Here is a 26,364-nt window from a genome sequence, read left to right on the forward strand (position 1 = left end):
TCCGTTAGAGCGCGTATCGGAAGTGACTAGTGCGTATAGGGTGTTGTCGTCATGTCGCTGAGCACTGGGCGCTGAGCCACATAGTCCTCCCGTCCGGCCGTTTGATCGGGCTCGACGAGCTGCGCATGCCTTCGACCTGCGGAGGGACGCTGGAGGGCTACCCGCGCAAGCCCATCAACGACATGACAGTCAACGGCCTCCAGCGGCAGGCGAACGTCCGTTTCCTTCCGTGCCGGTCCACCTGGCTCTCCCCCACCCGCGCGAGTACCCGGACCAGACCGCCGGCGCACCTTTGGCCCCGTCGAGGTGCTGCCTTCCGTGGCCTGCGTCGGCGCCTTCCGCTCGGCAGCGGTCGCCCCTGAGCTCGACCAAGTACTGCACCGCTCCGCCCTCACCGTGATCTGGTTCCAGACCGTCTTGAATGTCCCGTCGGACGAAGACACCGACCTCGCGCTTCACAGCATTCACTGGGAAAGACTGGCCCAGGACTACGAGCTCTAGCGACGGGTGCCGGTCACAGCCACTCGGCGATGGCCGCGATGAGGACCCTGGGAGCCGAACTTCTGGCGGGCGCGCGCCTGGCCGGCCTTGGCCGGGGTGGTGCAGCGGGCCCCGGCGGCGCAGGCAGGCGCGGTTCTTGCGGGAGGCGTACGCCGGGTCGGCCCGCACGCGATGCGGGCCGACCCGGAACCATACGCCGTCGATCAGCTGGTGCCCAGGCCAGACGAGCGGCCGTCCCGCCTTTCTCCCCTTCGACAACTACGGCTTCAGCGCCGCCCACTGCTCGTCCGCGAGATCTCCCCGCCCCATGATCCGGAATCATTCATCGTTAAGGATCTACCTTCGAACCACGGCCCAGATGTGCCGTTCCAGATCAGAGGTGCTGCTTCGGATCAGAGGTGCTGTTCCGGTCGGGCCGCGACCGCAGGCATGGCGATGCCGGGCAGGCAGCAGTCGAGGAACGTGCGCATCTGTGCCTGGGCCGTACCGGGGGTGCGGTGGCCGGCCATTCCGGCCCATGCGCTGATCAGCAGTTCGGCGACGGCCTCGGGCTGTACGTGCGACTGGAGCTCGCCTTCCCTCTCGGCTGCGTGCAGCGGTCGGGCGACCGTGGCTCGCCAGGCGGGCCAGGGGGAAGTCCAGCCGTCATGGTTGTCGGCGAGTGCGGCCAGGTACGGCGCGGCCCGGACTTTCGGGTCGGTGTCGAGGCGCTGGGCCATCAGTAGCGCGAGATCGCTCCAATACTGTAGGGCCGGGCCGCGGCGCGGGGGCAGGCCCTCCAGGAGGTCGACGCCGAGCAGCGCGTGGGCGATGCCTTCCTTGCTGCGGAAGTGGAAGTACACCGCTCCCGCGGCGACGCCCGCCCGGGCGGTGATCTGCGAGATGGACGCTCCGCCGTAGCCGCGCTCGATGATGACCTCGGCGGCTGTGGTCAGGATGGTCTGCCGTGTGGTGACTGCCCGGTCCTGCACGATGTCCCCCGTCCTAGCGAATACTTCACTTTAGTTGAACAGTGGAGCACTCTGGGACGAGGGCGCAGATCCATGCCCGTACCCGCCGTCATGCGCCAGCATGATTGGGGCCGCTCGCCTGCCGCTGCCATTGTGCCGAAACGGCTCCGCCGGTTCCAAACCCAGGCAGCACCAATGGACGCATACGTGGCGAAGACTGACACTGACACCCGGCGGGCGCTGCGCATGGGCCGGGGCGGGTCTCGCCGCCTGTCCCAGCCCCCACCGAGATCCGCCGCATAGACGCCATAGGCGTCATAGGTGTTATAGGCGTCATAGGCGCCGTAGATATCGTAGGTTTTATGGGTTCTGCAGGGGTTATGGGATCTGTAGGCATTCCGTGCAGTTGTTGCTTCTTCGTTGATCTTGCGGCGAGTCCAGGACATGAGTGACTCATGCTGCTTGCATCGGAGTCCAACGGGAAGACCGTGGAGGCCGAACAGGCCTACGCCACTCGGCACTTCCAGGCTCCTCCGGGCATCGAGCACTTCCCCCTCGTGAGCCTCCAGCCCGACGTGCCCTCCAGCGGCCCCAGCATCTTGTGCACACCCCTTGTCACTACGACCCTGGTGGTGGCCCGCCTTCGCACGCCGCGCACGGCACACGGTGCCGGAAGCACGGTGGGCCGTGTCCACCGAACGAGAGGACGGTTCGCTCGTGTCATTACGCAACGATCCCTACGTCGGCCCGTCGTTCTTGGCGGTGGCCAACCCCGGGTTCGAGCAGGGCAGGGAGGGGTGGGTGTGGGATGACGGCACCGGTGTCGCCACCGGACATCCGCATACCGGAGGTTCCCACGCCCGCCTGGACGCCGGACGGGGGCGACAGGTGAGGCAGGTGGTGACCGCGACCGGGAAGGGCACGTACGACGTGTCCGCGTGGATCGCCGCGGGCGGGCCGGGTGGCGCGTTTCTCGTACGGGTCAACGGCGCGCCGGCCGGTGAGGTCGCCGTCGCGAACCGCTCCTTCTACTCCCGCCACACCGTCTCACGGGTCGCCCTGAGAAAAGGGGACCGGATGGAGATCACGTTCGCTTCCGGTGACGGTGACGGTGACAGTGCCAGTGGCGCCTGGGTCGACGTCGACGACGTCATGCTCTCCCCTGCGGCCCCGGCCGATCCTCGGGTCACTTCCTCGGAACCCTTGCTGGTGGAGATGTTCGAGTGGGCCAAGCGCAAGGCCAACAGCTGGGTTCATCTGGCCGGTACCGTCGGGCCCCTCAACGTGGACGAGAGGCATCCCAGCGGGACCGGGGCCGCAGCCTATGCCCCGTCGTACTGGGCCGGCTACGCGCACCGGAGCGGCTACTACGCGCGCGACACCGCTCATCAGGTCGTCGGAGCCCAGATCCTGGGGCTGAGCGAAGAGAACAAGACCATGCTGGGCTCTTTCGCTGCCTCGGCAGTCGCCGCACACGCGTACTACCCCGTGTGGTCGTTCAACTTCGACGCCCGGACGTATCTGAGCATCGACTACCGCGGCGTCGACTCGTTCGTGCGCGAGGTGCCGGCGCCCTTCGAGCTGGTGGAGAAGGCGGAACAGGCCTACCGGTGGAGCGGCGACGCCTTCTACGTCGACGACGCCATGTGGGACTTCTGCCGTCATGCCACCACGGAATTCGTCGAAGAGCACGACCGGCTCAAACCCAACGGCGTCGCCGAGGGCACGGGGCAAGGCATTTTCGAAGGGTCGGCCAGCTACAACGAGAGCGGCGGCGAGCAACTGGTGGAGGCCGGTGACGCGTTCGCCTCCCAGTACCGGGCCTACCTGGCCGCCTCCGCCCTCGCGTCGGCCCGGGGTGATGAGGAGCAGGCGGCCCGGTACGCCGGCCGGGCCGCGGAACTGCGCAGGTACTTCCATCGTGGCTGGGTGGCGAACCAGGGGGCCGCGATGACACGTGCCTACTCCCTCTCCGGTGCCCCGCTGTCCGGATGGGGCAGGGAGAACAGCTGGTTCATGCCCATGAAGCGCCTCCTGCTGCCCGGGCCGCGCAACGACGCCTACCTCGACTACATCGACGAGATGGCCGAAGGGGTGGGGAAGCCGGTGAACATCGAGGCCATCACGTATCTGCCCGACACCTTCTTCGCCAACGACCGCGACCGGCAGGCGTGGAAGTGGATGCGCTATGTCTACGACCACCGCAACGACCGCCACCCCGTCGCTGCGCAGGGCCTCAACGGCGACTACCCGGAAGTCGCGTTCACCCTCGTCTCACAGGCCGTCGAGGGACTGATGGGTTTTTGCCCGGACGCCCCGCGCAGCAGGGTGACCACCCGCTCGCACCTGCCTCGCGGCATCGACTGGGTACGAATCGACAGGATCCCCGTCGGCGGGGCCTACTTCGACCTGCGGCACGACGGCACCCACCGGTCCACACTCACCAACGGCACCTCGACGGTGTATGCGTGGCAGGCCCGCTTCCCGGGCGACCATCACGCCGTCAGGACCGACGGCAGGCCGTACGAGACCGAGCGGAGGACCCTTCACGGGAACGTTCATACCTGCGTGAACGTATGGGTGCCGCCGGGCGAGACCGCGGTCGTCGACGTCGCTCGTGCATGACCCGCTCCCCTCCCCTCTCCCCTCGGGCTGTCCCCTCCAGTTGTTTCCGGCGTTGTGGCGCGGCAGGCCGAGCCCGCGAGTCCCCGGGTGGGTGCTGCCGGGCCTGGGGCCTTCACACCGGTCCACCGGGTGAAGGCCCCCACCATGGTCGATGGGTGGTCAGGAGAGTTAAGGGACCACCCTGACCGCTCAGACCGAGTACTGGCCGCGCCCCGGACGCTTCAGCTGACCTGCCTTGACGGCGCGTTCCAGGGTGTTGCGCAGCGATTCGCGCTGGCCGGCGGTGTCTTCCCGGCCCAGCGCGGTGTTGATCTCGGCGGGGCGCATCGCGGCTCCGTGCTTCTGCAGGACGGTGAGAGCCGCGGTCAGGAGCGGCGAAGCCACCTTCGCGGGCTCCTCGGCCGCCGGGGCAGCCGCGCGCGAACCGGCCGGGGCCTTCTTCTTTGCCGTCGACTTGGATGTGCTCGTCTTCTTCGCAGCTACCTCGGCCTTGTCCGTGGCCGGCTTCTTCGCAGCTTCCCCGGCCTTGTCCGTGGCCGGCTTCTTCGCAGTCTCCCCGGCCTTGTCAGCGGCCGGCTTCTTCGCAGCCTCCCCGGCCTTGTCAGCGGCCGGCTTCTTGCCGGCAGCGGCGGCCCGGGGAGCCTTTCCGGCAGCCTTCTTGGCGGGAGTACGAGGCTGGGGCACCGTGGCGGCGGCTTCGCCGGCCGGAGCGGGCGCCTCGGGCTGTGCCTGCGAGTCCGCCTCGGGCGTTTCGCCGGCCGGTTCCGGTTCCGGCTGCTTCCCGCCCACCAATGTCGTGGCGGGCCCGGGCGGGATGGTGCCAGTCAGTACCCGCAGGTGCTGGAGGGCCTGCCGCGCCGCTGACAGGCGCTGCTCGGCCTCCTGGAGTTCCTTGCGCAGCGACTCCTCACGTGCGGACAGTTCCGGCAACTGGCGTTCGAGGTCGTTGATGGCCTGCTGGAGGGCGGATGTTTCGACGCTAGAAGTCACCTGGTGTCCTTCGGTCGGTGCCTGACAGTGATCCAGTCACCGTACGCGTCTTCCGCACCGTTGGGATCCCACCGTGCGCACCTCGGATCTCGGCGGGCTCTGTTCTGGAGCTCGGACGGAGGGCTGTCCCGGGCTCCTGGTGGATGGACGTACGTGTCTGCCAGGTGCGCGAAAAGCCCCGTCGAGCGTTGCTACAGGTTGACGCCGCCGGTGACGTCGACCTTTGTGCCGGTGATCCACCGGGCGTCGTCGGAGGCCAGAAAGGCGACCGCGTCGGCGACGTCCCGGACTTGGCCGATCCGGCCGAGGGCGGTGCGGCTGACGTTGCGCTCCAGCGTCGCCGGGTCGGACAGCACTTGGGCAGTCATGTCGGTGCGGGTGAATCCGACCACGACGGAGTTGACGGTGATGCCGCGCGGGCCGAGGTGCTTGGCCAGGGTGTGGCTGAACACGTCGAGCGCGCCCTTGGTGAGCGGATAGCCGATACCGTGGTCCGAGGCGAGACGGGTGGAGACGGAGGAGATGTTGACGATCCGGCCGCCGTCGCGCAGCCGTGGCAGCAGCCGCTGAGTGAGGAAGAACGGTGCCTTGACGTTGACGGCGACCATCTGGTCGAACTCCTCGGGGGTGAGCACCTCGATCGGCCGCCCCATGAAGTTGAGCCCCGCGTTGTGCACCAGGATGTCGAGCGTCGATTCCCCGTGAGCGCGCAGTCCGGTCTCCAGCCCGGTCATGAGTGTGTCCACGTCGCCGGGAACGCCCAGCTCGGCGCCTACGGTGAAGGCCCGGCCGCCGGCCTCGGCGATGGCCGCGGCGGTTTCCTCGGCCGCCGTCCCGTTGCTGCCGTAGTGCACGGCGACCAAAGCGCCGTCTCTGGCGAGGCGTTCGGCGATGCCTCGTCCGATGCCCCGGCTGCTGCCGGTGACCAGGGCGACCTTTCCGCTGAGCTTGGTCATCTGCGCTCCTCGATCGATCGTGGTGGCGGTCAAGAGCTTGGCTGGTCAATAGCTTTCGGCGACGCGTTCACTTCGACGCAGAGTTCGGTGCCGCCGTGCAGGGGCAGGGGCACCGACAGGAACCCGTTGGCCGGGTCGCGGATGCAGTCCAGGAAGTCGGGCTCGGCATTGTCGTTCAGGACGTAACCGCCGACGCCGTCGCGTAGTTGGTGCGACGAGTTCGATGACTTGGCGGGCGAGCGAGGACTCGGTCCCGAGCCAGTCGTCGATCAGGGCGAAGTCGACCGGCCGCCGAGATCGCGCCGGGTGGTGCGCGCATCACCTGCACGGATGTCCACGTACGCGGAGAGCCCGGCGGTGGCGAGGTTGCACTCGGCGGTGGCGACCTTGGCGGGTACGATCTCCGATCCGATGACCGTGCCACCCCCGTTGTCGCGTACGGCGACGGGCGCGTAAAGCGTCGACGTACCGACCGACGTCGCGCATTCCACGACCCGTGTGGCGCGCAGGACACGGCACAGCAAGTAGAACGAGTCACCTTGCTCGGGGGAGATCGAGAAGCCGTACTCGCTGTATCCGTGCGGATCGTGCTCCAGCCGGGCGCGGGGGCGTCGGGCGAAAACTGCCGCGCCGGCGCAAACCTGCCGATCACGCCATTCACAGCGGCGTCGCGGAGGGGATGGTGGGCGTTCTCGGGCATGAGCGGATGTCCTCTCTGCACGGGTGTGCCAAGGATCTGGGGGGAGGTGCTATGGATCTGGAGGGGGGGTGCCAAGGAGTTGGGCTGGCGCGCCAAGGAGCTGCTCGGGTATGGCAAGGAGCTGCTCAGGTAGGGCAAGGAGCTGCACGGGTGTGGCAAGAAAATGCGTGGGCGTGCCCAGGAACCCGGGTGCTTGCCGGGCGCCTGGGCCGGGTGGCCAGTAACGTCAGGCTAATGTGGCCGGCGGGCGGCAGGTGGCCAACCATGACCGTGAAACGGCCACGTTTCCCGCTGCGAGAGGGGACTTGTGGACGCTGACCGCTCAACGGACGCCACGGCCGGAAGCCTCCCGTTGCCGGTCGTGACCCGCGCGCAGGTCGACCAGGGCACCCGGTTGACCCACCACCGCCATCCCCACCATCTGATCGTGTGGGCGACGAGCGCGACCGTCACGGTGCGCGCCGACACCCGGGACTGGCTCGTGCCGCCGGCCCATGCGCTCTGGCTGCCCGCCGGCACACCGCACGCCGTGGACGTGCTCCACGCCGGGAACTCCTGCACCGTCGCCGTCGACACCGCCCGCTGTCCGGTCGCCTGGGCCGAGCCCGTCGGCATCGTCATCACTCCCCTGGTACGTGAGCTGATCGTCCACCTGGACCGCAATCCACGTCCCGGCTCCACGCGGACCAGCGTCGAAGCACTCCTGCTCGACCTGCTCGAACCCACTGCCGGCACCCATCTTCACGTGCCGCTGCCCGCCGACCCCCGCATACGGACCATCGCCGATGCGCTGATCGCGAATCCGGCCGACGGGCGCGACCTCGCCGCCTGGGGCCACGAAGTCGGCGCGGGCGTGCGGACCCTCACCCGGTTGTTCTCGAACGAGACCGGTATGACGTTCGCCCGCTGGCGCACCCACGCCCGCATGCGCGCAGCCCTGACCCACCTCGCCCGCGGCGCGTCCGTCGGAGCTACCGCCCGTGCAGTCGGGTACCGCAAACCCGGCGCGTTCAGCGATGCGTTCGCCCGTGTCACCGGCCAGACCCCGAGCGCTTGGCTGCCGTTGGAGAACGGGGAGATGACGCCTGTCCGAGAGGCTGGCACACCACCTGTGCCAGGCGGTCACTGAGCTCCGGCGAGGCGGCGCTGTTCGAGATAGATGCCGGTGAAGACCGCGACCTTGGCCCGCAGGACCCAGGGGTCGAAGGGCTTGCCGATGTAGTCGACGGCGCCGGCGGCGTAGCCCCGAGCGGAGTGTTCGGGGTCGGTGCCCATGGCCGTGAGGAAGATGATGGGCACGTCGCGGGTGCGGGGACGTCGTTTGATGTGGGCGGCGGTCTCGTAACCGTCCATGTCCGGCATCTGGACGTCCATGATGATCACGGCGAAGTCGTCCTGGTCGAGGAGGGCTTTGAGTGCTTCGCGGCCGGAGGAGGCGACGACCAGTTCCTGGTCGAGGGTGGACAGGACGGCGGTCATGGCCAGCAGATTGTCCGGCTGGTCGTCGACGACGAGGACCTTGGGCATGGCCTGCGGGGCCGCGGGGGTCATCGCGGCGACGGCCTGGACCTGTTCGACCGCCTCCAGCTGCCGTTCCAGCAGGGTGCAGCGCTGTTCGGCTTCGTCCCGGCGTTGCTGCGCCTCGCCGAGCTGGGCGGCCAGGCGGGTGACCTCGTCCTGCAGCTGCTCACGTTCACGCAGCAGATCGGTGACGTCCGGGCTGGCCGCGGCCAGGCGTTCGGCCCGTTCCCGTTCCGCGTTCCACTCCGCCTCCAACTGGTGCAGGCGCACCTCCAGGTCGGCGATCCGGTGTTTACGGTCCAGCAACGCGTCGTCCAGCGCGTCGCCGCGGGCGGTGGAACGGCGGGAGACGCGGTCGGCTTCGGCGAGCTGCTGCTCAAGTACCTCCACGGCGTGGCGGGGCGAGGCGCTGGTCTCGACGGCTGCCCGGTGCAGACGGCGCACCAGGTCGATGGCCTCCGGGGTGGCGGCCATGCCGCGGTGTTCGGCGACGTCGGTGAACAGGTCCATCACCACCTCCCACGGCGGGACGCGGGTGCCGTTGAGGTAACGGGAGAACGTACCGGCATCGCGTACGCGGCGGGCCGCGTAGCGGCGGACCGAGACGCCCATGCTCTCGAACAGCTCCCGCAGCGCCATCGCCAGCGCACGTGACTCCGGTGTCAGCCCCTCGGCGAGAGGACGCAGCTCACCCACGGGCACTCCCGCCCTTCGCACGCGCCTCGCGCACGGCCGACCTGCCGCGGGCGGTGTCCGGGGCGATCACCTGGTTGACCACCGGTATCGCCCCACCAGCAGCGGCGATACCGGCGAGCACACCGCCCATCGTCCCGTTGCCCGCCGTCACCGACAGCAGGCCGACGCACACACCGGCCAGCGCCGCCAGCAACAACACCAGCGCCGCCCTCACCGACACAAGCGAACGATCCATCGAACCGGCCCTTCCTCTCCCCTGCCGGAAACCGGCTGGGACAGCGCGCCCCGGTTGGGCCCGCCGTGTGACGAGCCACACCTTGGCGCCAGGCGGATCCGTTGCGCCAGGTAATCGAAGAACCGGCAACATTCCAGCGCTGTTGCTGCCTGCGCCGGACCGCCCGCAACACCGCGGAGCGCAGGTCATGCCTGGTGCGGTGGGCGGTGTTGCGGCAACACGGTGGCCGACGGTGCCAGGCGGCACCGGGGCACTGAATGCGCCCGGCAGCGCTTCGGGTACCGAAGCGCCGGACGGCGCTGCCGGTGGTGCAGGCGCCGTAGCGGCATGCCCGGTGGTCAGATCCGCCAGGAGCGGATGCGGTCGGCCGCGTCGTAGCCGTCGATGTGACCGGCGTGCAGGTCACGGGCGAGGTCGATCAGTGCGCCGTACGGCGGGTCGATCCCCTCCCCCGCGGCGTCCATGTACGACACGGCGACGGCGGCGCCGTACAGGGCGTTGCGGGCCGGGAGCGGACGCAGCCGGATGATGGTGTGCATGAGGGCAGCCGCGCGCCAGGCACTGTCGACGGCGACGCCGACCTGCGGAGTGTTGACGCGATGACGCGCGACCGCCGCCACGAGGCTGGAGAAGTCGTGGACCGAGGGGTGCTTGGGCAACACCTCCGCCTGGCGTTCGAGCAGCCAGCGGAGGTCGATGTGCAGCTCCACCTCAGGCCGCCCGCCCCGGAGAATCGGCAGCGTCCAGGCCGGCGGGGGCGTCGTCCGGGAAGGCCGCGTCGAATGCGTCGGCGTTCTGGGCGACGAACTGCCGGAAGAGGTCCGCGGCGCTTTCGAGGCGGGGGTCGCGGACCGCGTTGCGCGCGGCCTCGGTGATCAGCGCGGTCACCGTGGTGCCTTCGGCCTCGGCCCGCTCCTGCAACTGGGCGTGCAGTTCTTCGGGGACCCGGATGGTCACTGGCTTCGACATACCCCGACCGTACAGCAGGGCGTACAGCGGAGGAGTGGAACCAGGGGAACCAGCGGAACCCACCATGTCGGCGTTGTGCGCCGCACAGCCTTGGCGCTGTTCGGGCAGAGGCCGCGCACGAGGCTTCTCCGTGTGCTCGGTCGTCAGGACAGGATCTCGACGTACCCGTCGGTTCCGTGCACACGGATCCGCTGTCCGTCCCTGATCAGCCGGGTGGCCTGCGCCACGCCCACGACGGCCGGCAAGCCGTACTCCCTGGCGATCACCGCGCCATGGGTCATCAGGCCGCCCACCTCCGTCACCAGGCCCGCGATGCCGACGAACAGCGGCGACCAGCTGGGGTCGGTGAAGGCCGTGACCAGGATGTCGCCCGCTTCGAGATCGGCGTCCGCCATGTCGAGGACGACGCGGGCCCTCCCCTCGACGGTTCCGGCGGAGACCGGGAGGCCGGTCAGGGCGCCGGCCGGCACGTCGTCGCGCCGGTACGCCCCGTTGACCGCCTCACCGTCCGAGGTGAGCACCCGGGGCGGTGTGAGCGCCTGGTACGAGCGGAAGGCTTCCTTGCGCTCCCGGATGAGCTGGTCGTCCACCCGGTGCGAGCGCACGACATCGTGGAACTCCTGGAACGTGAGGTGGAAGACATCCTCCCGCTCAGTCAGCACCCCGGCCCGCACAAGGCGCTCCGCCTCCCCCGACAGGGCCTGCTTGTAGACGAAGTAGCGGCTGATGATGCCGTACTTCGGGTACTCCCGGTACCCGATGAAGGTGCGGACCCGGTCGATCATCCGCTTGGTCTCGTCGGCCTTCCGGTCCCCGTCCGGCAGGGCCCGCAGGCGTGCCAGTACGTCCTGTTCCTTCTTCAGCGCCTTCTGCCGCCCTTCCTCGAAACGGCGCTCGGCGGCGCCCGGCCCGAAGTTCCTGACGTTGTCGAGGATCACGGGAACGAGTGTGGTGGGGCGCTCGCGCCAGCGTGGCCTGGTGATGTCGATCTCGCCGACGCAGCGCATGCCGTAGCGGTCGAGGTAGGCCTCGATGGCGTCGCGCGCTTCGGGCCCGCCCGCGAGTTTCGCCAGCTCGTCCAGGAAGCCCTCCTGACTGACACCCTCGTGACTGACACCCTCTTGCCGGACGTCGTCGTGCCGGGCACCCCCGCCCCGGACACCCTCGTCCCTGGCCCCGCCCTCCTGCACTGCCTGCAGGAACGTCACCACCTCCGGATACGGGCGGATGACATCCGCGACGTCGAGCAGTGCCAGTCCCATCTCCGACGTGATGTTGTCGGGGGCGGACAGCGTCAGCGTGTCAGCCACGTTCTTCTCGCCCAGCCACGCGTACAGCTTGTCGTTGAGCCACCAGGTGGCCTCCATCCCCGCCATGATCACCTGCATGCTCACGGGGTCGCCGAGGACTCGTTTGTGCTCCTCGAAGGCCTCCAGCAGAAAGTCGAAGAGCGCCGGTCCGGTCTTCGTCCGGATGTCGCGTTCCAGGGCGGCGACGGATGCCTGGCTGCGCTCGATCAGCTCGGTGACGACGGCCGGATCGGTCGCGATCGGGGCGGGCGCACCGCCGGCCGGCGGCTTGCCGGGGGCCGCGTCCGGGAGCGACGGGACGAAACCGTCGCGGTCGAGGACGGTCTCCAAGGCGTCCCTGGTCAGCGGATCGCCCTTGCCGATGAGGTCCAGGAGTCCGGCGCGGCTCGCGGGCGAGGCCAGGCGCCGGGTGACGTCGACGAACAGCCTGCCGCCGGCCGTGTGCATCGGTGCCATCGCCGTCAGCTGCCAGGTGGAGAGGCCCAGGGGCTTCATGGGATCCGTCATCATCTGCTGATGCCCGACGGAGACATAGACGTGGTTCTCCGCGTCGTCCGTCTCCGGAACGGGGAACAGCGTCGTGACCGGCCGGCTCTGCACGATCTGGAAGCCGTCGTCGGCCAGGCACCATTCGATGTCCTGCGGGCGGCCGAAATGCGCTTCGATCCGCCGCCCGAGCTGAACGAGCCGTACGGCCTGCGCATCCGTCAGCGCGGGTTGTGCCTGCCGCTGCGCCTCGATCGCCACTTCCCGCGTGCCGCCGGCCGCCAGGGCCTGGACGGCACGTTCCTTGGCGGCGATCTCCCTGGCGACGACCTCGCCGTCCCGCACCTTGAAGACGTCCGGGTTCACCAGGCCGGAGACCAGTGCCTCGCCGAGGCCGAAGCCGGCGTCCACGGTGGCGACCTTCCGGTTGCCGGTGACGGGATCGGCCGTGAACAGGATGCCGGACGCATCCGGGAAGACCATCTGCTGCACGACCACGGCCATGTGGACCGTACGGTGGTCGATGCCGTTCCGACGGCGGTAGGTCACGGCCCGCTCGGTGAACAGTGAGGCCCAGCACCGGCTGACGTGCTGGAGGACCGCCGTGGGCCCCACCACGTTCAGGTACGTGTCCTGCTGGCCGGCGAAGGAGGCCGTCGGCAGGTCCTCCGCCGTCGCGCTGGACCGGACGGCGTACGCGGTCTGCTCGCCGAGCTGGGCGAGGGGGCGGGTGATCGCCGCCGCGAGATCGTCCGGGACGGCGATCTCTTCGACGGTCCGGCGGATCTCCGCGCTGAGCGTACGGATCGTCTCCCGGTCGTCCGGGTCCACGCGCGACAGCTGATCGAGCCGCTCGTCGAGTGACGGCGCTCCGGCCATGATCCGCCGGAAGGCGTCCGTCGTCACACAGAAGCCCGCCGGGACGCGGACGCCGTCGATGCGCGACAGCGCGCCCAGGTGCGCGGCCTTGCCGCCCACGACCGCGACCTGCGTCTCGTCGATCTCTTTCAGGTCCCACACGTACTGCTCGGTCATCGCGTTGCCTCCGGGGCAGTCATGTTCCCTTGCACTGCGCCGGCTGGTCCCCGCACCGACTCCGCCCCTGGTCCGACGTCACCGCGTCCCCCACACGTCGACAACACACGCACGTCGTGCCCCTCATTTCCGCAGGTTGTGGCTTCGGCGGACGATTCTGCGCCACCCCCTGGGTCTTGCCGCAAGGCCCCTGGTGCGCTATATGTTAGGAGTGGCGAGGAGAGGGGTCTCCTTGCCTTTGTTCTTGCTCGCTGCCTCACGGCGGGGCCCCGTCCCGTTGGACCCCTCTGACGGTGTGCTCATGCTGGGCGACGTCTGCGGACGTCACCTTCGGCTCGAAGATCCATCTGATCGTCGAGCGGACCGGTCGGCCCCGTCCGTCGGCATTTCCGCGGCCGACCCGCACGGCAGTCAGGCAATCATTCACCTGGGCAAGGGCATACCGCCGAGCCGCTCCCACCGTGGACCCCGACGACGCAGACCGGGCAAGCTCCATGGCCACAAGAGCTACGCCTACGAGAGCTACGCCTACGGGCGCCTTCGTCGATAGTCACGCCGGCGCGCGATCATCCACCGCATCGCCCCGCAAGGGCACCGCCCCGAGCGCGACCCGTTCCGCGCACATGAAACATCTGCGTTTACGTGGTCAGGCCCACGAACTGCAGGCCACCACCTGGTTGGCCCTGTTGACGGTGCATGCCCGTACCTTCAGACCCTTGATGTTCACTCCAGCCCGTGAATGCGCGCTACTGGACTTGGAGTCCCCCATTCCGCCCTCGGCCTTGCCGAAGATGCGGGTGGTCCACTCCCAGGCGGCACCGTTCTGCCAGTGATATCCCACTTCCATACGCACGCCGTAACCGTCGGCGGCGCGATCCCACACCGTGCCCGAGAGACTCACCTTGTAGCCCTCCCACTCCACTCCTACCGAAGCCACGGCCGCGAAATTCTGGTCGGTGTCGGCAACACGGCCATTGGGGTAGGGGACGTACCCGTTGTCCCAGTGGTTGGGGCGCTCCTGCGCCGAAGCCGGAGGCACGGCCCCGGTCACGCAGAGCGCGGCGCCGAGGGCGGCGCCGGTGAGCGTCTTGGCCAAGCGTATCTTCACCGGTCTTTCCCTCCTACTGTGTCCTTGTCGGCTGGTCCGGGAGACAAGTCATCCACCGACGCGCCTTACGGGAGGTCGGTGAGCCGGGCCTTGTAAATCCATTTGGGTTTCTGGTTCCCGATTTCGGGGACCGTGACAGTTGCGCGCGGCCACAGGAATTCGACCTTGTTGGTGCCGTAACTGTTGCCCTCGGAATCAACCGTGTAGATGCCACGTCCCGAGCGGTGCCGGGAGAAGGATTTCGCCGCCGCCGGCGGTTCCCCCCACTCGAATCGCGGACGGCCTCCGGACTTATTGATCTTGAGCAAGAGCCTGCTGCCCGTGGCCCACAGGTACTCGCGGTACGTCGGGTCAGGCTGAAGGTCGTGACCGTTCTCGAAGTGTTCCTGGTCCCTCGCGCGGGCAACCTCCCTGAGCTTGGCGGTCTCCCGGAACCCGTCAACCGTGTAACCCACGATCTTGTCGCCGCCGAAGACCCACACGAGACCGCCGTTGACCTGGTCTCTGACGACGCCGTGGGCCTGCCGGAACGGGTACAGCCCGTTGGGCACCTTCTTGAACGAGCCGGCGCCGCCTTGAGCGGTCGGGGCCGTATAGAGCTGGATGCTTCCGCCGGGCCTGGGCTTCGGGCCACCCGGGAGCTGAGGCGGCGGCTTGTCCTTGTCGTCCAGGCCCCGTGTGCCCACCACAATGACGACGTCCGCCTTTTCCACGTATTCCAGGGAGTGCGGAAAGAATTCAGGGATTCCGCTGTCCCAGCCGAGCGCCGCCGAGTCACTGCTGCGGTGAATCGTCACCCGCCCGTTGCCGCTGTCTCCACCGCAGACCATGAACACGTGCTCGCCACTGGCGAGCTTGCGGAACTTGCACTCCAGCGGGTCCCAGCCACCGGTCGGGAACGTGGAGGTCGGGGCACCGAAAGTGCCCTTGGTGTGCGCTGCGTCCTGCCAATGGATATGACCGGTGTAGTAGTTCTCGACGACCTGGTTGTTCGCGTCGAGCAGGGCCAGATAGAAGTCCTCGGCCAGGACAGGACCGGCCGCCCCAGCGCCGTGCGCCGGGCCGGCCAGCACACCGAACGGCATGGCCACAGCGCCAGCTGCGAGCGAACCACGCAGTATCTGCCGTCTGCTGACGCTCATAGTGTCCTCCCTGATCAGCGCGGTGCCCAAGTCGCATGCTGTTTCGCTGCTGCTTGACCACTGGTAGACAGTGCGCCGGCGTACGTGCACCCAGCCCTCCGTGGTGTTCGTCCGGAGGCCGGTCTTGGGTGGTCCAGGTGGCGGGGCAGAGGGCCAGAGGCGTGCCGCGGCATGATTGCCCCCGTTGTCGGTGGCCATGCCAGGTCGGTGAACTGGGGGCATGCTAACGACGGAGAAGGCCAGCAGTGAGAGACTGCGAGCGGCGGGGCTGATTCCGTGCATATTTCTGGCGCTTCTTGTGTGTCCGGAAGCGGACCATCGCCCTGACGGTACGGAAGTTCCAAGGGTGCCAGCAGCGGCTCGTCTCGCCTCGCCGGCGCCACCGCCCCGGCGGACATGGACGTCATGTCGTGTTCCGCCTCTTGGAGAACGGGCACGGCGCCCTCAGGCAAGCGGCCGCGCCGGCGGGCCAGTCCCCGGTGGCCGGTACCCGCCTGCTCGACCGGGCCGTCACCCTCGGCATCGACACGCGCATTGTCGAACGTGCCGCCGGCGCCGAGTCCGTATCCACCGCCGCAGCCGCCTTCCGGCCCTCCGGAGATCTGGTCCGCCTCCCTCCGGGGCGCGCGCCCCCGACAGCGCCACTCTGTACCACCCCGGCGCATCACGGAATCACCTGTGATGTACGGGAACACCGATGTCGACAGTGACAGTTGAGCTTTCCCCCGGCGGGCATAGGCACATACACCGCTCGCCAGGCATATTCAGTCCGGGGCCTGTCCATGCGACAACCGGAAAATCCACCCCAAAGCCGACTGCCGGCACCACACTCAATCGCGTCAGTTCCGGTCGCACCCGCACCGGACTCCGCAACGGAATGCGCGGGGTGGTGAATTCGTGCTCCCCCAACTCAAAAACGCGCTGATTGAACACGGTCACGGCCGGTACTCGCTTCCGTACGGAGGTTTTCAGCCAGTCGACTGCTGAATTCCTCCGCCTCTCCGGAACAACCGAAAGGATGGATCACGATGTCCGGCCACACCTTTCGCACGGCGTCGGCAGCCGACGGCGATCAGTTGTCGAACGAGGCGCGCATCGCGATGCTGCGCAGCCGCATCGACGACCTGGACGTCGCCGTGGCCGACCTCTTGAGCGAACGTGCTCAGCTCTCGGGTGCGGTTCAGCAGACACGGCTGGCCGACAGGGCCGCGCGCCTGGACACCGGGCGTGAACACCGGGTGCGACGACGCTATACGAGCGTGCTGGGGCCACGGGGCGCCGACATCGCCGAAGCGGTCCTGACGTTGTGCCGAGGCTCGCTGGGCCGCGACCGTAAGGAAGGCTGAGCCATGCCGGCTGACAACGGTGCTCTCGACCGAACGGCCGTCGAAGAATGGCTGGACCGGCCGGCCCGGCAACAGCCCGAATGGGAGGATGCGCGGCGTGCGCATGCCTGCCGTCGGACTCTCTCCTCCTGGCCCGGACTGGTGGAAGCAGCCGACATCGACCGGTTACGCCGTCTGCTGGCCGAGTGCGCCGCAGGCGAGCGCAGCGTGGTGCAGGCGGGTGACTGCGCGGAGGCACCGCAGGACTGCGCTCCTGAAGCGGTGTTGCGCAAGCTCGGGCTGATCGACGCACTGGCGGGCCTGTGGCAGGTGACGACTGCGACGCCGGTGGTGCGAGTGGGCAGGATCGCCGGCCAGTACGCCAAACCGCGCTCCGCCCCGACCGAGCACGTCGACGGGCGGCCGCTCCCGGTCTACCGCGGCCATCTGGTCAACCGCCCCGGAACCACCGAGGCCCAGCGGCGCCACCGCCCGGAGAACATGCTCGACTGCTACCAGAGCGCTGCCCGCACCCTCGCCGAGATACGGCGACTGAGCTCGGACGCCGACAGCCGGCCCACGGTGTGGACCAGTCACGAGGCCCTGGTTCTCGACTACGAAGTGCCACTGCTGCGCCGCGACGCCCACGGGCGCCTGTTCCTCAGCTCCACCCACTGGCCGTGGATCGGCGAGCGGACCCGCGCGGTGGACGAGGCCCACGTCCGTCTGCTCGCCGCCGTCAGCAACCCCGTGGCCTGCAAAGTCGGCCCCAGCGCGACCCCACGGGAGGTCCTAGCGCTGTGTACGGCCCTGGATCCGCGGCGCGTCCCGGGCCGGCTGACCTTCATCACCCGTATGGGAGCCGCGGCCGTGGCCGCCAAGCTGCCGGACCTGGTGCGCACGGTGCGCGAGGCGGGACACCCCGTGCTGTGGATGTGCGATCCGATGCACGCCAACACGGTACGGACCGACGACGGCCTGAAGACGCGCACCGTGGCAGCCGTCACCGCCGAACTCAGCCAGTTCCAGCACAGCGTGACTGCCGCCGGCGGCATCGCCGGCGGTGTCCACCTGGAAACGACGCCCGCCCCCGTGGCGGAGTGCGCCGGGGCCGGGGAGCAGCCCGACGGCGCACCGGACCGGTACACCACGCTGTGCGACCCGAGGCTGAACCCACGCCAGGCGCTGACGGTCCTGGCCGACGCCACCGAACCACTCAACGACGACGGCGAGCACGGCGCCGGCCGGACCTGAATCCCCGGCGCCCCTCCCCTCGGTCTCCCCTCCGCCACTCTCCAGGAACTGCCATGACACCCCCTTCTCCCCTGCCCGACCTGACCATTCAGGAGGCGCCTCGCAGCGGTGACGAGGCTCGCGAAGACCTCGCCGTCATGCTGGATCTCGCCGCCGCGATGCGCCGCTCACGCGCCCACATGGTGGGGTTCCCGGTCAACCTCGACTTCGACTACCGGCCGCTCGCCGCCTACCTGGCCGTCCACGGCAACAATGCCGGAACCCCGTACGGCGACAGTGAGTACCACCTGCACAGCAAGCACTTCGAGCGGGCTGTCGTCGGTTTCTTCGCCCGGCTGGCCGGAGTCCGGCCCGAGGACTGTTTCGGCTACCTCACCCACGGCGGCACCGAGAGCAACCTCTTCGGTGCCTGGGTCGGCCGCGAACGCCACCCGGACGCCGTCCTGTACGCCTCGCGGCAGGCCCACTACAGCATCCCGAAGATCGCCCGCCTGCTGCGGATGGACCACGAACCGGTCGCCGCCAAACCGGACGCGACCCTCGACCCTGATGCCCTGCGGCATGCGCTGCGACGCAATCGGGGGCGGGCCGCCCTGGTCGTCGCCACCATCGGCACCACCGGCCAGGGCGCCGTCGACGATCTCCCCGCCATCCGGCGTGCCCTGGACGCGGCCGGCACCAAAAGGCACCACATTCACTGCGACGCCGCCTTCGGCGGACTCATCGCCGCCCTCGGCCCCCGCCCCCGTCCCTGGAACTTCCGCGACGGGGCCGACAGCATCGCCGTCAGCGGCCACAAGATGATCGGCTCCCCCGTGCCCTGCGGCATCGTCCTGGCCCGCCCCGCCCACGTCGACGCCGTCCGCGCCCCCGGAGCCGCGGTGGGCACGGACGACGACACCATCAGCGGCTCACGTGACGCGCTCTCCCCCGTGCTGCTCTGGCGGGAACTGCGCAGGCTCGGCCGCCGAGGGCTGCGCGAGCGCATCCACGACTGCGTACGGACCGCCGACTACGCCACCGAACGGCTGCGGGGCTGCGGCGCCCACCCCGTCCACCTGCCCGGTACCAATACCGTTCTGTTCGACGCCCCGAAACCTGAGGTGTCCCGGCAGTGGAACCTGCTCGCCGTCGACGGCAGGGCTCACCTGATCGCCATGCCGCACGTGACTCCCAGGCACATCGACCGCCTGTGTGCGGTCATCGCCGAGGGGTGACACTCGTTCTCGGTGGCTGGTGCCGAGAAGGGCGTAGATCCTCATCATGGCCTCGGCAGGCATCTGCCCCGCGTTCGATGTTCCCGTCCCCGGGACGGCTCGTCCTCACAGCGTCACGTGGCTGAGGAAGGTGTCACGGCTGGGGCATGTGGTGTGGGAGAGGTAGAGCGCGTGGAGAGGCGCGTAGACCGGGGGTTCGAGGGCGAGGATGTGGGCTTTGCCGCCCGCGGCGGGGCCCGGTGCCGTAGTGACGAAGGCGATGCGGTGGGTGCCGATGACGGCGGTGACCGGGGGTGTGCCTTGGCGGTCGGTGCGTTCGATGCGGGGCTCGAAGCCCGCACGGCGGCAGTGGTCGACGAGGAGGTCGGTGTAGCCGGAGTGGCCGGGGGTGCCCCAGACCATGATGGACTCGTCGGCGAGTTCGGGGAGGGTGACGGTGGTCCGGCCGGCGAAGGGGTGGTCGGAGGCGACGGCGACGTGCAGGCGCTGGTGGCCGAGGGTGGTGCGGGTCAGGCCGTGGGCCGGTGTGATGGCGCGGCACAGTCCGATGTCGAGGTCGCCCGCGAGGAGCGCGGCAGTCAGCTCGGAGGGGTAGCGCTGGTGGGCCTCGGGGGTGATGCCGGGGTGTGCGTCGGTCACGGGTGTGAGCAGAGTGACGAGTTCGTCGCCGGTGACGGCGGGGGTGTGGCCGATGCGCAGCGTCTCGGTCTCGCCGCGTCCGATGCGCCGGGCGCGGCGCAGCGCGGAGCGGGCCATGCCGTTCAGAACGTGGGCGTCCTCAAGCAGGGCAGCTCCAGCAGGCAGTACGGTCACGCCGGCGCTGCCGCGCTCCAGCAGGGGGACGCCGACTTCGCGTTCAAGGACCCGGATGGAAGCGGACAGGGCCTGCTGGGAAAGGTGCAGCCGGGTGGCGGCGCGAGTGAGGCTGCCTTCCTCGGCAACGGCGACCAGGTGTTCGAGCTTGTTCAGATCCAGTCGCACGTGGGCTTCCCGGGATTCGGTAGTGGTGGGCAGTGATGCAGAGGTGCAGAGGTTGACTGTCGGAGGGCGGCGCCGGGGCTCTTGATGTGGTCAGGCAGGAAGGTGACTTCCGACCGTAACCCCGCCCGCCGGCGAGAGCAGGCAGGGGCACAGGCCGGCCGCCCTGTGGGTGATCATGTCGGCAGCCGGACCCTGTTGCGGTGAGTGGGCAGGCGTCTTCAGGCTTGGCCGGTCCCAAAGCGGCTGATGCGGCCGTCGGTGACGGTGCAGGTCCACCGGGTGCGCATGCTGCCCCAGGTGGAATGGGTGCAGGTGGCGGTCAGGGTGCGGCCGTCGGCCGAGGTGTCCTCGATGTCCATGCGTCCGTTCGAGGAGAAGGTCTCGCTGTCGGCCCACGCGGCAAGGTCGCGGTCGGTGCCGTCGTCAGACATGATGGCGTCGTCCGTCAGCGCGGCGAAGAAGGAGTCCCTGTCGCCCGTATTGACGGCGGTGACGAAGGCGGGCACCACGGGATCGGCCGGGTGTGCGGGCATTCAGTGCCTCCAGGCGTCGCGGCCGGGGCGTCGGTGCCGGCGGGCCGGCCGTGCCGGAGTGCGGCCGGCCCGCCGGGAGGGCACGGGGTCAGCGGGTGGTGTAGCCGCCGTTGGGGAACATGGTCTGGCCGGTGAACCACCATCCTTCGGTGGCCAGGAACCTGATGATCGGGACGATGTCCTCGATGTGGGTGAGCTGGTTGCCCATCGCCTGCGACTTGTGGAACTCCACCCGCTCGGGGGTTTCCTGCGGGTAGAAGAACGGCGTGTCCATCGGGCCGGGCGCCACGGTGTTCACCGAGATGTGGCGGTCGGCGAACTCCTTGGCCGCCGCCCGGGTGAAGTGCTCCAGCGGTGCCTTGCCGCCGGCGTAGGTGGAGTAGCCGTCCGTGAAGGCGGCCAGCAGCGACGTGCCCAGGCTGATGATCTTGCCGTGGTCGTTCAGCCGTCGCCCGGCCTCCTGGATGAAGAAGTACGCCGCCTTGGCGTTGATGCCGAACATGCGGTCGTACTCTTCCTCGGTGGTCTCCAGGATCGGCTTGCGCAGCACCATCCCGGTGGTGTTCACCGCGATGTCGACGCCGCCGAAGGTGTCCACCGCCGTGTCGAAGAGCCGTCGTACGTCCGCGACCTTGGTCAGGTCCCCCTGGGCGGCGACGGCCTGTCCCCCGGCCTCCTGGATCGCCGCCACCGTCTGTTCGGCCTCGTTCCGGGAGCTGTGGTAGTGCACGACCACCTTGGCCCCGGATTCCGCGAAATTCCTGCTGACCAGTCCGCCCAGGTTCTTCTCGCCCCCGCCGACGACCGCGACCTTCTCCCGCAGGGTGTTCTCGGCCATGTTCCGCGCTCCTCACGTTCTTGCCGGGTGACCGACTTGATCACCTTCCATGGACGACACTAGGGGGGCATTTCGGTCATCGGGTAACAGAAGTTTCGAGTCGCTCCACAAACATCGTCGATACCCCCAGGCAGCAGATCGTCCGGAGCCATGACGCCGGAAGAGACACCCAGCTGAGGGCCGGGCTTCGAAGAGGGCGTGCGCCGGAAGGGAGACAAGCTCATCGGCGCACCGGCCGGCCGTGGCGTCAGCCGCTGGAGGACCGGGGGCTGCCGGTCGTGACCTGCCGGCGTTTCGTCGAGATGCACCCGATTCTCGACGGCAGTGGCAGCCCTTGCCTCGTCGGCGAAGAACGCCTGGCGGACGGCCTTCGCCGACCGGCACGGTGAGCTGGCCCACGAACTCGCGCAGGGGCGCCGTCAGGCCCTCGCGCGCGGTGACCATGCTGATCCGCTCCGTGTCTGATCCGCCTCATGCAGGCGACGTGACGCGGCTGCTTGTTTGTATGGCATAGCCGTGGGATGCCGAGCCGAAGGCCGCCAACCCTTACGTCGTGGAACAGGGGACGTGCGATGGAGGTAGGCCCTGCGCCTTTCCGGCTTCCTGGGCAGCTTCAGCCTGTACCCGGCGATCACTCCTGGTGTGGTCATCGCCCCCGGAACATGGCCCTACGGACCGTCGCACCCTCTCGGCTTGACATGCAACCTAGCGGTTGCCAATCTGGTGGTGAGGGGGTTGGATGGCATGGACGAGGTGTTCAAGGCGCTCGCGGACGTGAGCCGCAGACGGCTGCTGGACCGGCTGAACGAGCGGTCCGGGCAGAGCCTGCGCGAGCTGTGCGCGGGGCTGGACATGACCAGGCAGGCGGTGTCCAAGCACTTGGCGGTGCTGGAGGGCGCGGGCCTGGTCACGGCGGTCCGGCACGGCCGGGAGAGGCTGCACTACCTCAACCCCGTCCCCATCCATGATCTCGCCGACCGCTGGATCGGCCAGTACGAGCGAGGCCGGATGACCGCGCTCAGCAACCTGAAGCACGCCCTGGAAGGAACGGCGATGAGCAAGCCCGAGTTCGTCTACACGATCTACATCCACACCACGGCCGAGAAGCTCTGGGAGGGGCTGACCAGCCCGGAGTTCCTGAAGCAGTACCACGGCGACTGGGCACCCTCCTCCGACTGGAAGGTCGGCTCGAAGGTGCTGTGGCCGGTCGAGGGCGGCGGCGAGCCGCAGGACCTCGGTCAGGTCGTCACCGAGTCGGAGCCCGGCAAGCGGCTCGCCTACACCTGGCACACGCTGCAGCCGATGCACCAGGAGATGTTCGGCATGAGCGACGCGGAGTTCGCCGAGGCCGTCAAGGAGCGCTCGAAGGTCTCCTTCGACATCGAGCCGGCCGAGGAGCCGGAGATGGGCATGAAGCTGACCATCACCCACGACGGCTTCACCTCGGCCGACTCCAAGATGCTGGAGGGCGTCAGCGGCGGCTGGATCATGATGCTGTCGGAGCTCAAGACGATCCTCGAAAAGGCCTGAACCACTTCCCGGCAGGCCGGACACGTGCGGCATCGCCTGCACGGTCCGGCCGGTCAGCCGTACTCCGTGCCAAGTGCTCGCCACCGTGCGTAAGGTACGAGGCGAAACGGCACAACGGGCGGGGTGGGGACAGCGTGACGGATCCGCGGCAACGGCAGACCGGAATCATCGAGTACTGGCGGGCGGTGGAGCTGTTCAGTCCGCAGAAGGTTCCGGCCGTCTCCGTACGGGACCGTGTCCACTCGGTGACCGCGGACGGCCCACTGCCGTGGGAGGAGGGGCATCCGCTGCGGTCGGTGCCGCTGAATCCTGGTTACGCGTGGCAGCACGTGGTGTACGGCGGTGCATACCGGCTGCGGGCGGTGCGCGACACGCTGCTCGCCGTGTTCGGCGAGAGCGAGGAGGACCACGACGGGCGGATGGACGGCGAGAGTGCCCTGTTCGCCTTGACCGTCACCGATGAGGGACGTCTGGTGCTGGACTCCCCCGTGCTGTCCACCTGCGCCTGGGCCACCGGTCGGGCGCTGGACCCGGGGCCGGGCCGGAAGGGCTGGCTGGACGGTTTCGACGACGAGGCGGCCGACTGGCTCGCCCGGGCCGCTGACCTGGGCGGCGTACCCGTGGACAAGAGTTTCGCGGGTGAGGGCCTGGAAGACGGGAACGTCGCGGACGGGAACCTTGCAGACGAGAACCTTGCGGACGGGCCGGACAGCGATGCCGATCCCGGTGCTGATGCCGACGCCGATGCCAAGACGGGATCGCGCCGTCTCACGGCGAAAGACCTGCTCGGCTTCGTCCACGACCTGACCGCGGCCTGGGGGCTGGAACAGACCTTGGCACCCGGCGAGGTGCGCGTACGCAGCACGGCTGTGCGCGTCCGGCAGACGGCCGAAGCCGACCAGCAGGATTTCCTGAACAGTTTCATCGCCGGCGACCTGGGGCTGGTCGCGGGAGCCCTGCGCACGAGCGCGCCCGGCACGGCGCTGGCCTCTTACCTCACCCCGTCGCAGGACGTGAACACCGCTTGGCGAGTCGATCTGCGCCGCCGGCCGCAGGAGGCGCTCGACGCCGTGGCTCCTCTTTCCACCCCGCAGGGCCGGTGGCCGACGGAGCCAGCGCATCCGCTCGCGCTGAGCCAGCAGTTCGCCGTGAACCGTCTCTGGTCCCAACTCGGCACGTCGGGCGGGCTGTTCGCGGTGAACGGGCCGCCCGGTACCGGCAAGACCACGATGCTGCGGGACTGCTTCAGCGCTGTGATCGTGGAGCGCGCCCGCAGACTGGCACAGCTGCGGCTGCCGTCCCAGGCTTTCGCCGACCACAAGCCGTACACCTGGAAGAGCGGCGACTACACCCGCACCGTCACGCCGCTGCGAGCGGAGTTCACCGGCTTCGAGATGGTGGTCGCCTCCGCCAACAACGGGGCGGTGGAGAACATCTCCACGGAGATTCCCGCCCGTACCGCGCTCGGCGCACCCTGGCGCGAGGAGGCGGACTACTTCGCCGAGCAGGCCACCCGGCTGCTGAAAGGGACGCCTGCGTGGGGTGCGGTAGCGGCCCGGCTGGGCAACAAGAAGAACCGTATGGAGTTCATCAACCGGCTCTGGCACGGCAAGTACAAGATCACAGACGCGGGGGCGCCGCCTCCCGCGCCAGGCAAGGCGCCGCGTCGGCGTGACGCCTGGGTCGACAGTGAACAGGGCCTGTCCCAGCTGTTCCGGGAGTGGATGAGTACGCCGCAGAGCGGGGTGTGGCGGCAGGCCAAGGAGCGCTTCCAAGCGTCACTCAGCGAGGTGGAGCGGCTGCGGGACGACCGGGCGGCGGCTGCGGACGCCCTGGCACGCCTCCCTGAACTTCGCTCCGGTGTGGCGCGGGCACAGCACGCGATCGGGGAAGCAGCCGAGCAGGAGGATCGCTGTCGGCAGGCGCTCCCGGCAGCGGTCGGTGCCCTGGCGCGGGCGCAGGCACAGCTGCAGCAGGCGGAGCAGGCCCGGGACAGGCACTTCGAGCGGCGGCCGGGCTTCCTGGTGAGCCTGTGCACGCTGGGGCGGGCCGGGCGGGACTGGCACCGAAGGGACCAGGAACTGGCGGCTCGCGCGGAAGAAGCACAGGGTGCCTGTGTCTCCGCGCAGACCGCGTGCGACGGGGCACGCGAAGCCGTTGCCCGGGCTGCGGCCGAGCACGTGGCGCGCCGACAGGCACGGGAGGCGGCGGACGCCGAGTTGGCCGCCAAGCAGAACCTGGTCGACCGGGCCCGGGAAGCGTGGGGCCCTCATGTGCCGGAGCAGGCGTGGCTGTCGGAGGACACGACACGGGAACTGGCTGCCCCGTGGGGAGACGAAGAGATCAGCCGGGCCCGGAGCGAAGTGCTCCTGGCGGGGCTCGGCCTGCACGAGGCGTTCCTGCGGTGCACGGCACGCACCATGTACGCGAATCTGATGGCCGCGATGGACGCGGTGGCCGGCAGCGTGCCCAAGACCGTGGCGCAGGAGGCTCTCCGGGCTGCCTGGCAGAGCCTGTTCCTGCTCGTTCCCGTCGTGTCGACCACCTTCGCGTCGTTGGACCGTGTCTTCGGGCGCCTGGGGCAGGAGTCCCTGGGCTGGCTGTTCATCGACGAAGCCGGTCAGGCGACGGGGCAGATGGCCGTCGGCGGCATGTGGCGCGCGGCACGTACCGTGGTTGTCGGCGACCCGCTCCAGCTCGAACCTGTGGTGGTCCTGCCGTGGACCGCCCAGCGGGCTCTGGGCCGGGAGTTCGGCGTGGACGAGCAGTGGGCGCCCAGCCGTACCTCGGTCCAGCAGCTCGCCGACCGTACCAACCGCTACGGCACCTGGCTGCCGGCCGAACTACCCGACGGGCAGCGGGAGGTGTGGGTGGGCAGCCCGCTGCGCGTACACCGCCGCTGCGACGACCCGATGTTCACCGTCAGCAACGCCATCGCCTACGACAACCTCATGGTCCACGGCACTCCGGAGCGCGGCGACTACCGCTACCGGCCCCGCAGTTGCTGGGTGCATGTGAGTGGGACCGAGGCGGACGGGCACTGGATCGCCGAAGAGGGCCGCGCGCTGCGCGCCGTCGTGGAGAAGCTTCGCGACGAGGGTGTCGATCTCGCGGAGGACGTGTACGTCATCAGTCCTTTCCGGGCCGTGGTCGACGGCGCTCAGCGGGCCTGCCGCGGGCTGCTGCCGGAAGGCCGTGTCGGCACCATTCACACCACTCAGGGCAAGGAGGCCGATGTGGTGATCGTGGTGCTGGGCAGTGATCCGCGCCGGCCCGGGGCGCGGAGTTGGGCCGCCGCACGCCCCAATCTCCTCAACGTCGCCGTCAGCCGCGCCAAGCGTCGCCTGTTCGTCATCGGCGACCGCGACGCCTGGCGCGACCAGCGTTTCTTCGCCACGCTCGCCGATGCGCTCCCGGCGCACACCTGGCAGGGATGAGTTCGCGTGGCCGGCTCGGAGGCCG

Annotated in this window: 22 protein-coding genes and 2 pseudogenes; 10 read left to right on the top strand and 14 right to left on the bottom strand. The window is 69.2% G+C overall.

What is annotated here, in order from left to right; all coding sequences use genetic code 11:
- Positions 1–125 precede the first annotated feature (125 nt).
- Positions 126–501, top strand: a pseudogene (locus OEIGOIKO_RS00375) (hypothetical protein).
- A gap of 392 nt (positions 502–893) precedes the next feature.
- Here OEIGOIKO_RS00375 and OEIGOIKO_RS00390 read toward each other — a convergent pair.
- Positions 894–1,472, bottom strand: a complete 579-nt coding sequence (locus OEIGOIKO_RS00390) for a TetR/AcrR family transcriptional regulator (protein ID WP_170251448.1) — start codon at positions 1,470–1,472, stop codon at positions 894–896.
- 666 nt (positions 1,473–2,138) lie between these two features.
- Here OEIGOIKO_RS00390 and OEIGOIKO_RS00395 point away from each other — a divergent pair.
- Complete coding sequence (locus tag OEIGOIKO_RS00395; protein WP_246177093.1) at positions 2,139–4,076, top strand: hypothetical protein; 1,938 nt, start codon at positions 2,139–2,141, stop codon at positions 4,074–4,076.
- 189 nt (positions 4,077–4,265) lie between these two features.
- Here OEIGOIKO_RS00395 and OEIGOIKO_RS00400 read toward each other — a convergent pair whose 3' ends face one another.
- The 3 genes from OEIGOIKO_RS00400 to OEIGOIKO_RS42260 all read right to left on the bottom strand — a co-directional run bounded on the left by OEIGOIKO_RS00400 (position 4,266) and on the right by OEIGOIKO_RS42260 (position 6,546).
- Positions 4,266–5,066: a hypothetical protein gene (locus OEIGOIKO_RS00400; RefSeq protein WP_125050693.1), complete on the bottom strand. Its 801-nt coding sequence runs from the start codon at positions 5,064–5,066 to the stop codon at positions 4,266–4,268.
- Between the two features lie 191 nt (positions 5,067–5,257).
- The gene (locus OEIGOIKO_RS00405; RefSeq protein ID WP_125050695.1) at positions 5,258–6,022 is read right to left on the bottom strand and encodes an SDR family NAD(P)-dependent oxidoreductase; all 765 of its coding nucleotides are present in this window, start codon (positions 6,020–6,022) and stop codon (positions 5,258–5,260) included.
- A 269-nt stretch (positions 6,023–6,291) separates the two neighbouring features.
- Positions 6,292–6,546, bottom strand: coding sequence for an O-methyltransferase (locus OEIGOIKO_RS42260; protein WP_218039962.1), 255 nt, complete (start codon positions 6,544–6,546; stop codon positions 6,292–6,294).
- A gap of 537 nt (positions 6,547–7,083) precedes the next feature.
- Between OEIGOIKO_RS42260 and OEIGOIKO_RS00415 the strand changes: the two genes are divergently transcribed.
- Complete coding sequence (locus tag OEIGOIKO_RS00415) at positions 7,084–7,851, top strand: helix-turn-helix domain-containing protein (protein WP_125050697.1); 768 nt, start codon at positions 7,084–7,086, stop codon at positions 7,849–7,851.
- Here the strand turns inward: OEIGOIKO_RS00415 and OEIGOIKO_RS00420 are convergent.
- The 5 genes from OEIGOIKO_RS00420 to rph form a co-directional block, all read right to left on the bottom strand.
- Complete coding sequence (locus tag OEIGOIKO_RS00420; protein WP_125050699.1) at positions 7,845–8,939, bottom strand: response regulator; 1,095 nt, start codon at positions 8,937–8,939, stop codon at positions 7,845–7,847. The genes OEIGOIKO_RS00415 and OEIGOIKO_RS00420 overlap by 7 nt on opposite strands.
- Positions 8,932–9,174, bottom strand: coding sequence for a hypothetical protein (locus OEIGOIKO_RS00425; RefSeq protein WP_125050701.1), 243 nt, complete (start codon positions 9,172–9,174; stop codon positions 8,932–8,934). The genes OEIGOIKO_RS00420 and OEIGOIKO_RS00425 overlap by 8 nt, the downstream gene beginning before the upstream one ends.
- Positions 9,175–9,512: 338 nt before the next feature.
- Entirely contained in the window at positions 9,513–9,884 is a 372-nt protein-coding gene (locus OEIGOIKO_RS00430) for a toxin Doc (protein WP_125050703.1), read from the bottom strand.
- A 1-nt stretch (position 9,885) separates the two neighbouring features.
- Positions 9,886–10,143 carry a YlcI/YnfO family protein gene (locus tag OEIGOIKO_RS00435; RefSeq protein WP_125050705.1) on the bottom strand — a complete coding sequence of 86 codons (258 nt, stop codon included), beginning with the start codon at positions 10,141–10,143 and terminating at the stop codon, positions 9,886–9,888.
- A 143-nt stretch (positions 10,144–10,286) separates the two neighbouring features.
- On the bottom strand, positions 10,287–12,974 hold the full coding sequence (gene rph / locus OEIGOIKO_RS00440; protein WP_125050707.1) for a rifamycin-inactivating phosphotransferase: 2,688 nt from the start codon (positions 12,972–12,974) through the stop codon (positions 10,287–10,289).
- 332 nt (positions 12,975–13,306) lie between these two features.
- Between rph and OEIGOIKO_RS00445 the strand changes: the two are divergent.
- A pseudogene (locus OEIGOIKO_RS00445) lies at positions 13,307–13,521 on the top strand (hypothetical protein); the annotation flags it as partial.
- A 99-nt stretch (positions 13,522–13,620) separates the two neighbouring features.
- Here OEIGOIKO_RS00445 and OEIGOIKO_RS00450 read toward each other — a convergent pair.
- Positions 13,621–14,082, bottom strand: a complete 462-nt coding sequence (locus OEIGOIKO_RS00450) for a hypothetical protein (protein ID WP_125050709.1) — start codon at positions 14,080–14,082, stop codon at positions 13,621–13,623.
- Between the two features lie 65 nt (positions 14,083–14,147).
- A complete protein-coding gene (locus tag OEIGOIKO_RS00455) occupies positions 14,148–15,224 on the bottom strand; it encodes a hypothetical protein (protein WP_125050711.1) in 1,077 nt (358 codons plus the stop codon).
- Positions 15,225–16,252: 1,028 nt separating this feature from the next.
- Between OEIGOIKO_RS00455 and OEIGOIKO_RS00460 the strand changes: the two genes are divergently transcribed.
- Genes OEIGOIKO_RS00460 through OEIGOIKO_RS00470 form a run of 3 tightly spaced genes read left to right on the top strand, consistent with a single transcriptional unit; the run spans position 16,253 to position 19,020 of the window.
- A complete protein-coding gene (locus tag OEIGOIKO_RS00460; protein ID WP_125050713.1) occupies positions 16,253–16,570 on the top strand; it encodes a chorismate mutase in 318 nt (105 codons plus the stop codon).
- Positions 16,571–16,573: 3 nt separating this feature from the next.
- Complete coding sequence (locus tag OEIGOIKO_RS00465; RefSeq protein ID WP_125050715.1) at positions 16,574–17,803, top strand: 3-deoxy-7-phosphoheptulonate synthase; 1,230 nt, start codon at positions 16,574–16,576, stop codon at positions 17,801–17,803.
- 53 nt (positions 17,804–17,856) lie between these two features.
- Positions 17,857–19,020 carry a histidine decarboxylase gene (locus OEIGOIKO_RS00470; protein WP_125050717.1) on the top strand — a complete coding sequence of 388 codons (1,164 nt, stop codon included), beginning with the start codon at positions 17,857–17,859 and terminating at the stop codon, positions 19,018–19,020.
- A gap of 105 nt (positions 19,021–19,125) precedes the next feature.
- Here OEIGOIKO_RS00470 and OEIGOIKO_RS00475 read toward each other — a convergent pair whose 3' ends face one another.
- From OEIGOIKO_RS00475 to OEIGOIKO_RS00485, 3 genes are all read right to left on the bottom strand, one after another.
- Complete coding sequence (locus tag OEIGOIKO_RS00475) at positions 19,126–20,001, bottom strand: LysR family transcriptional regulator (RefSeq protein ID WP_125050718.1); 876 nt, start codon at positions 19,999–20,001, stop codon at positions 19,126–19,128.
- Positions 20,002–20,219: 218 nt separating this feature from the next.
- Positions 20,220–20,534 carry a nuclear transport factor 2 family protein gene (locus OEIGOIKO_RS00480; RefSeq protein WP_125050720.1) on the bottom strand — a complete coding sequence of 105 codons (315 nt, stop codon included), beginning with the start codon at positions 20,532–20,534 and terminating at the stop codon, positions 20,220–20,222.
- An 88-nt stretch (positions 20,535–20,622) separates the two neighbouring features.
- Entirely contained in the window at positions 20,623–21,372 is a 750-nt protein-coding gene (locus OEIGOIKO_RS00485; protein WP_125050722.1) for an SDR family oxidoreductase, read from the bottom strand.
- 324 nt (positions 21,373–21,696) lie between these two features.
- Here OEIGOIKO_RS00485 and OEIGOIKO_RS41290 point away from each other — a divergent pair, with 324 nt between their 5' ends.
- From OEIGOIKO_RS41290 to OEIGOIKO_RS00495, 3 genes are all read left to right on the top strand, one after another.
- Positions 21,697–21,837 carry a hypothetical protein gene (locus OEIGOIKO_RS41290; RefSeq protein ID WP_170251450.1) on the top strand — a complete coding sequence of 47 codons (141 nt, stop codon included), beginning with the start codon at positions 21,697–21,699 and terminating at the stop codon, positions 21,835–21,837.
- A 279-nt stretch (positions 21,838–22,116) separates the two neighbouring features.
- Positions 22,117–22,902 (top strand): ArsR/SmtB family transcription factor, encoded by a 786-nt coding sequence (locus OEIGOIKO_RS00490; protein WP_125050724.1) that lies wholly within the window; start codon positions 22,117–22,119, stop codon positions 22,900–22,902.
- A gap of 134 nt (positions 22,903–23,036) precedes the next feature.
- A complete protein-coding gene (locus OEIGOIKO_RS00495) occupies positions 23,037–26,339 on the top strand; it encodes a DEAD/DEAH box helicase (protein ID WP_125050726.1) in 3,303 nt (1,100 codons plus the stop codon).
- Positions 26,340–26,364 lie beyond the last annotated feature (25 nt).

Source organism: Streptomyces paromomycinus (genome assembly GCF_003865155.1).
Taxonomy (GTDB): Bacteria; Actinomycetota; Actinomycetes; order Streptomycetales; family Streptomycetaceae; genus Streptomyces; species Streptomyces chrestomyceticus.

Coding starts and splice junctions, on each gene's coding strand:
- OEIGOIKO_RS00405 (WP_125050695.1), bottom strand. CDS start 6,022: ATGACCAAGCTCAGCGGAAAGGTCGCCCTGGTCACCGGCAGCAGCCGG.
- OEIGOIKO_RS00425 (WP_125050701.1), bottom strand. CDS start 9,174: ATGGATCGTTCGCTTGTGTCGGTGAGGGCGGCGCTGGTGTTGTTGCTG.
- OEIGOIKO_RS00435 (WP_125050705.1), bottom strand. CDS start 10,143: ATGTCGAAGCCAGTGACCATCCGGGTCCCCGAAGAACTGCACGCCCAG.
- rph (WP_125050707.1), bottom strand. CDS start 12,974: ATGACCGAGCAGTACGTGTGGGACCTGAAAGAGATCGACGAGACGCAG.
- OEIGOIKO_RS00455 (WP_125050711.1), bottom strand. CDS start 15,224: ATGAGCGTCAGCAGACGGCAGATACTGCGTGGTTCGCTCGCAGCTGGC.
- OEIGOIKO_RS00460 (WP_125050713.1), top strand. CDS start 16,253: ATGTCCGGCCACACCTTTCGCACGGCGTCGGCAGCCGACGGCGATCAG.
- OEIGOIKO_RS00465 (WP_125050715.1), top strand. CDS start 16,574: ATGCCGGCTGACAACGGTGCTCTCGACCGAACGGCCGTCGAAGAATGG.
- OEIGOIKO_RS00470 (WP_125050717.1), top strand. CDS start 17,857: ATGACACCCCCTTCTCCCCTGCCCGACCTGACCATTCAGGAGGCGCCT.
- OEIGOIKO_RS00480 (WP_125050720.1), bottom strand. CDS start 20,534: ATGCCCGCACACCCGGCCGATCCCGTGGTGCCCGCCTTCGTCACCGCC.
- OEIGOIKO_RS00485 (WP_125050722.1), bottom strand. CDS start 21,372: ATGGCCGAGAACACCCTGCGGGAGAAGGTCGCGGTCGTCGGCGGGGGC.
- OEIGOIKO_RS00490 (WP_125050724.1), top strand. CDS start 22,117: ATGGACGAGGTGTTCAAGGCGCTCGCGGACGTGAGCCGCAGACGGCTG.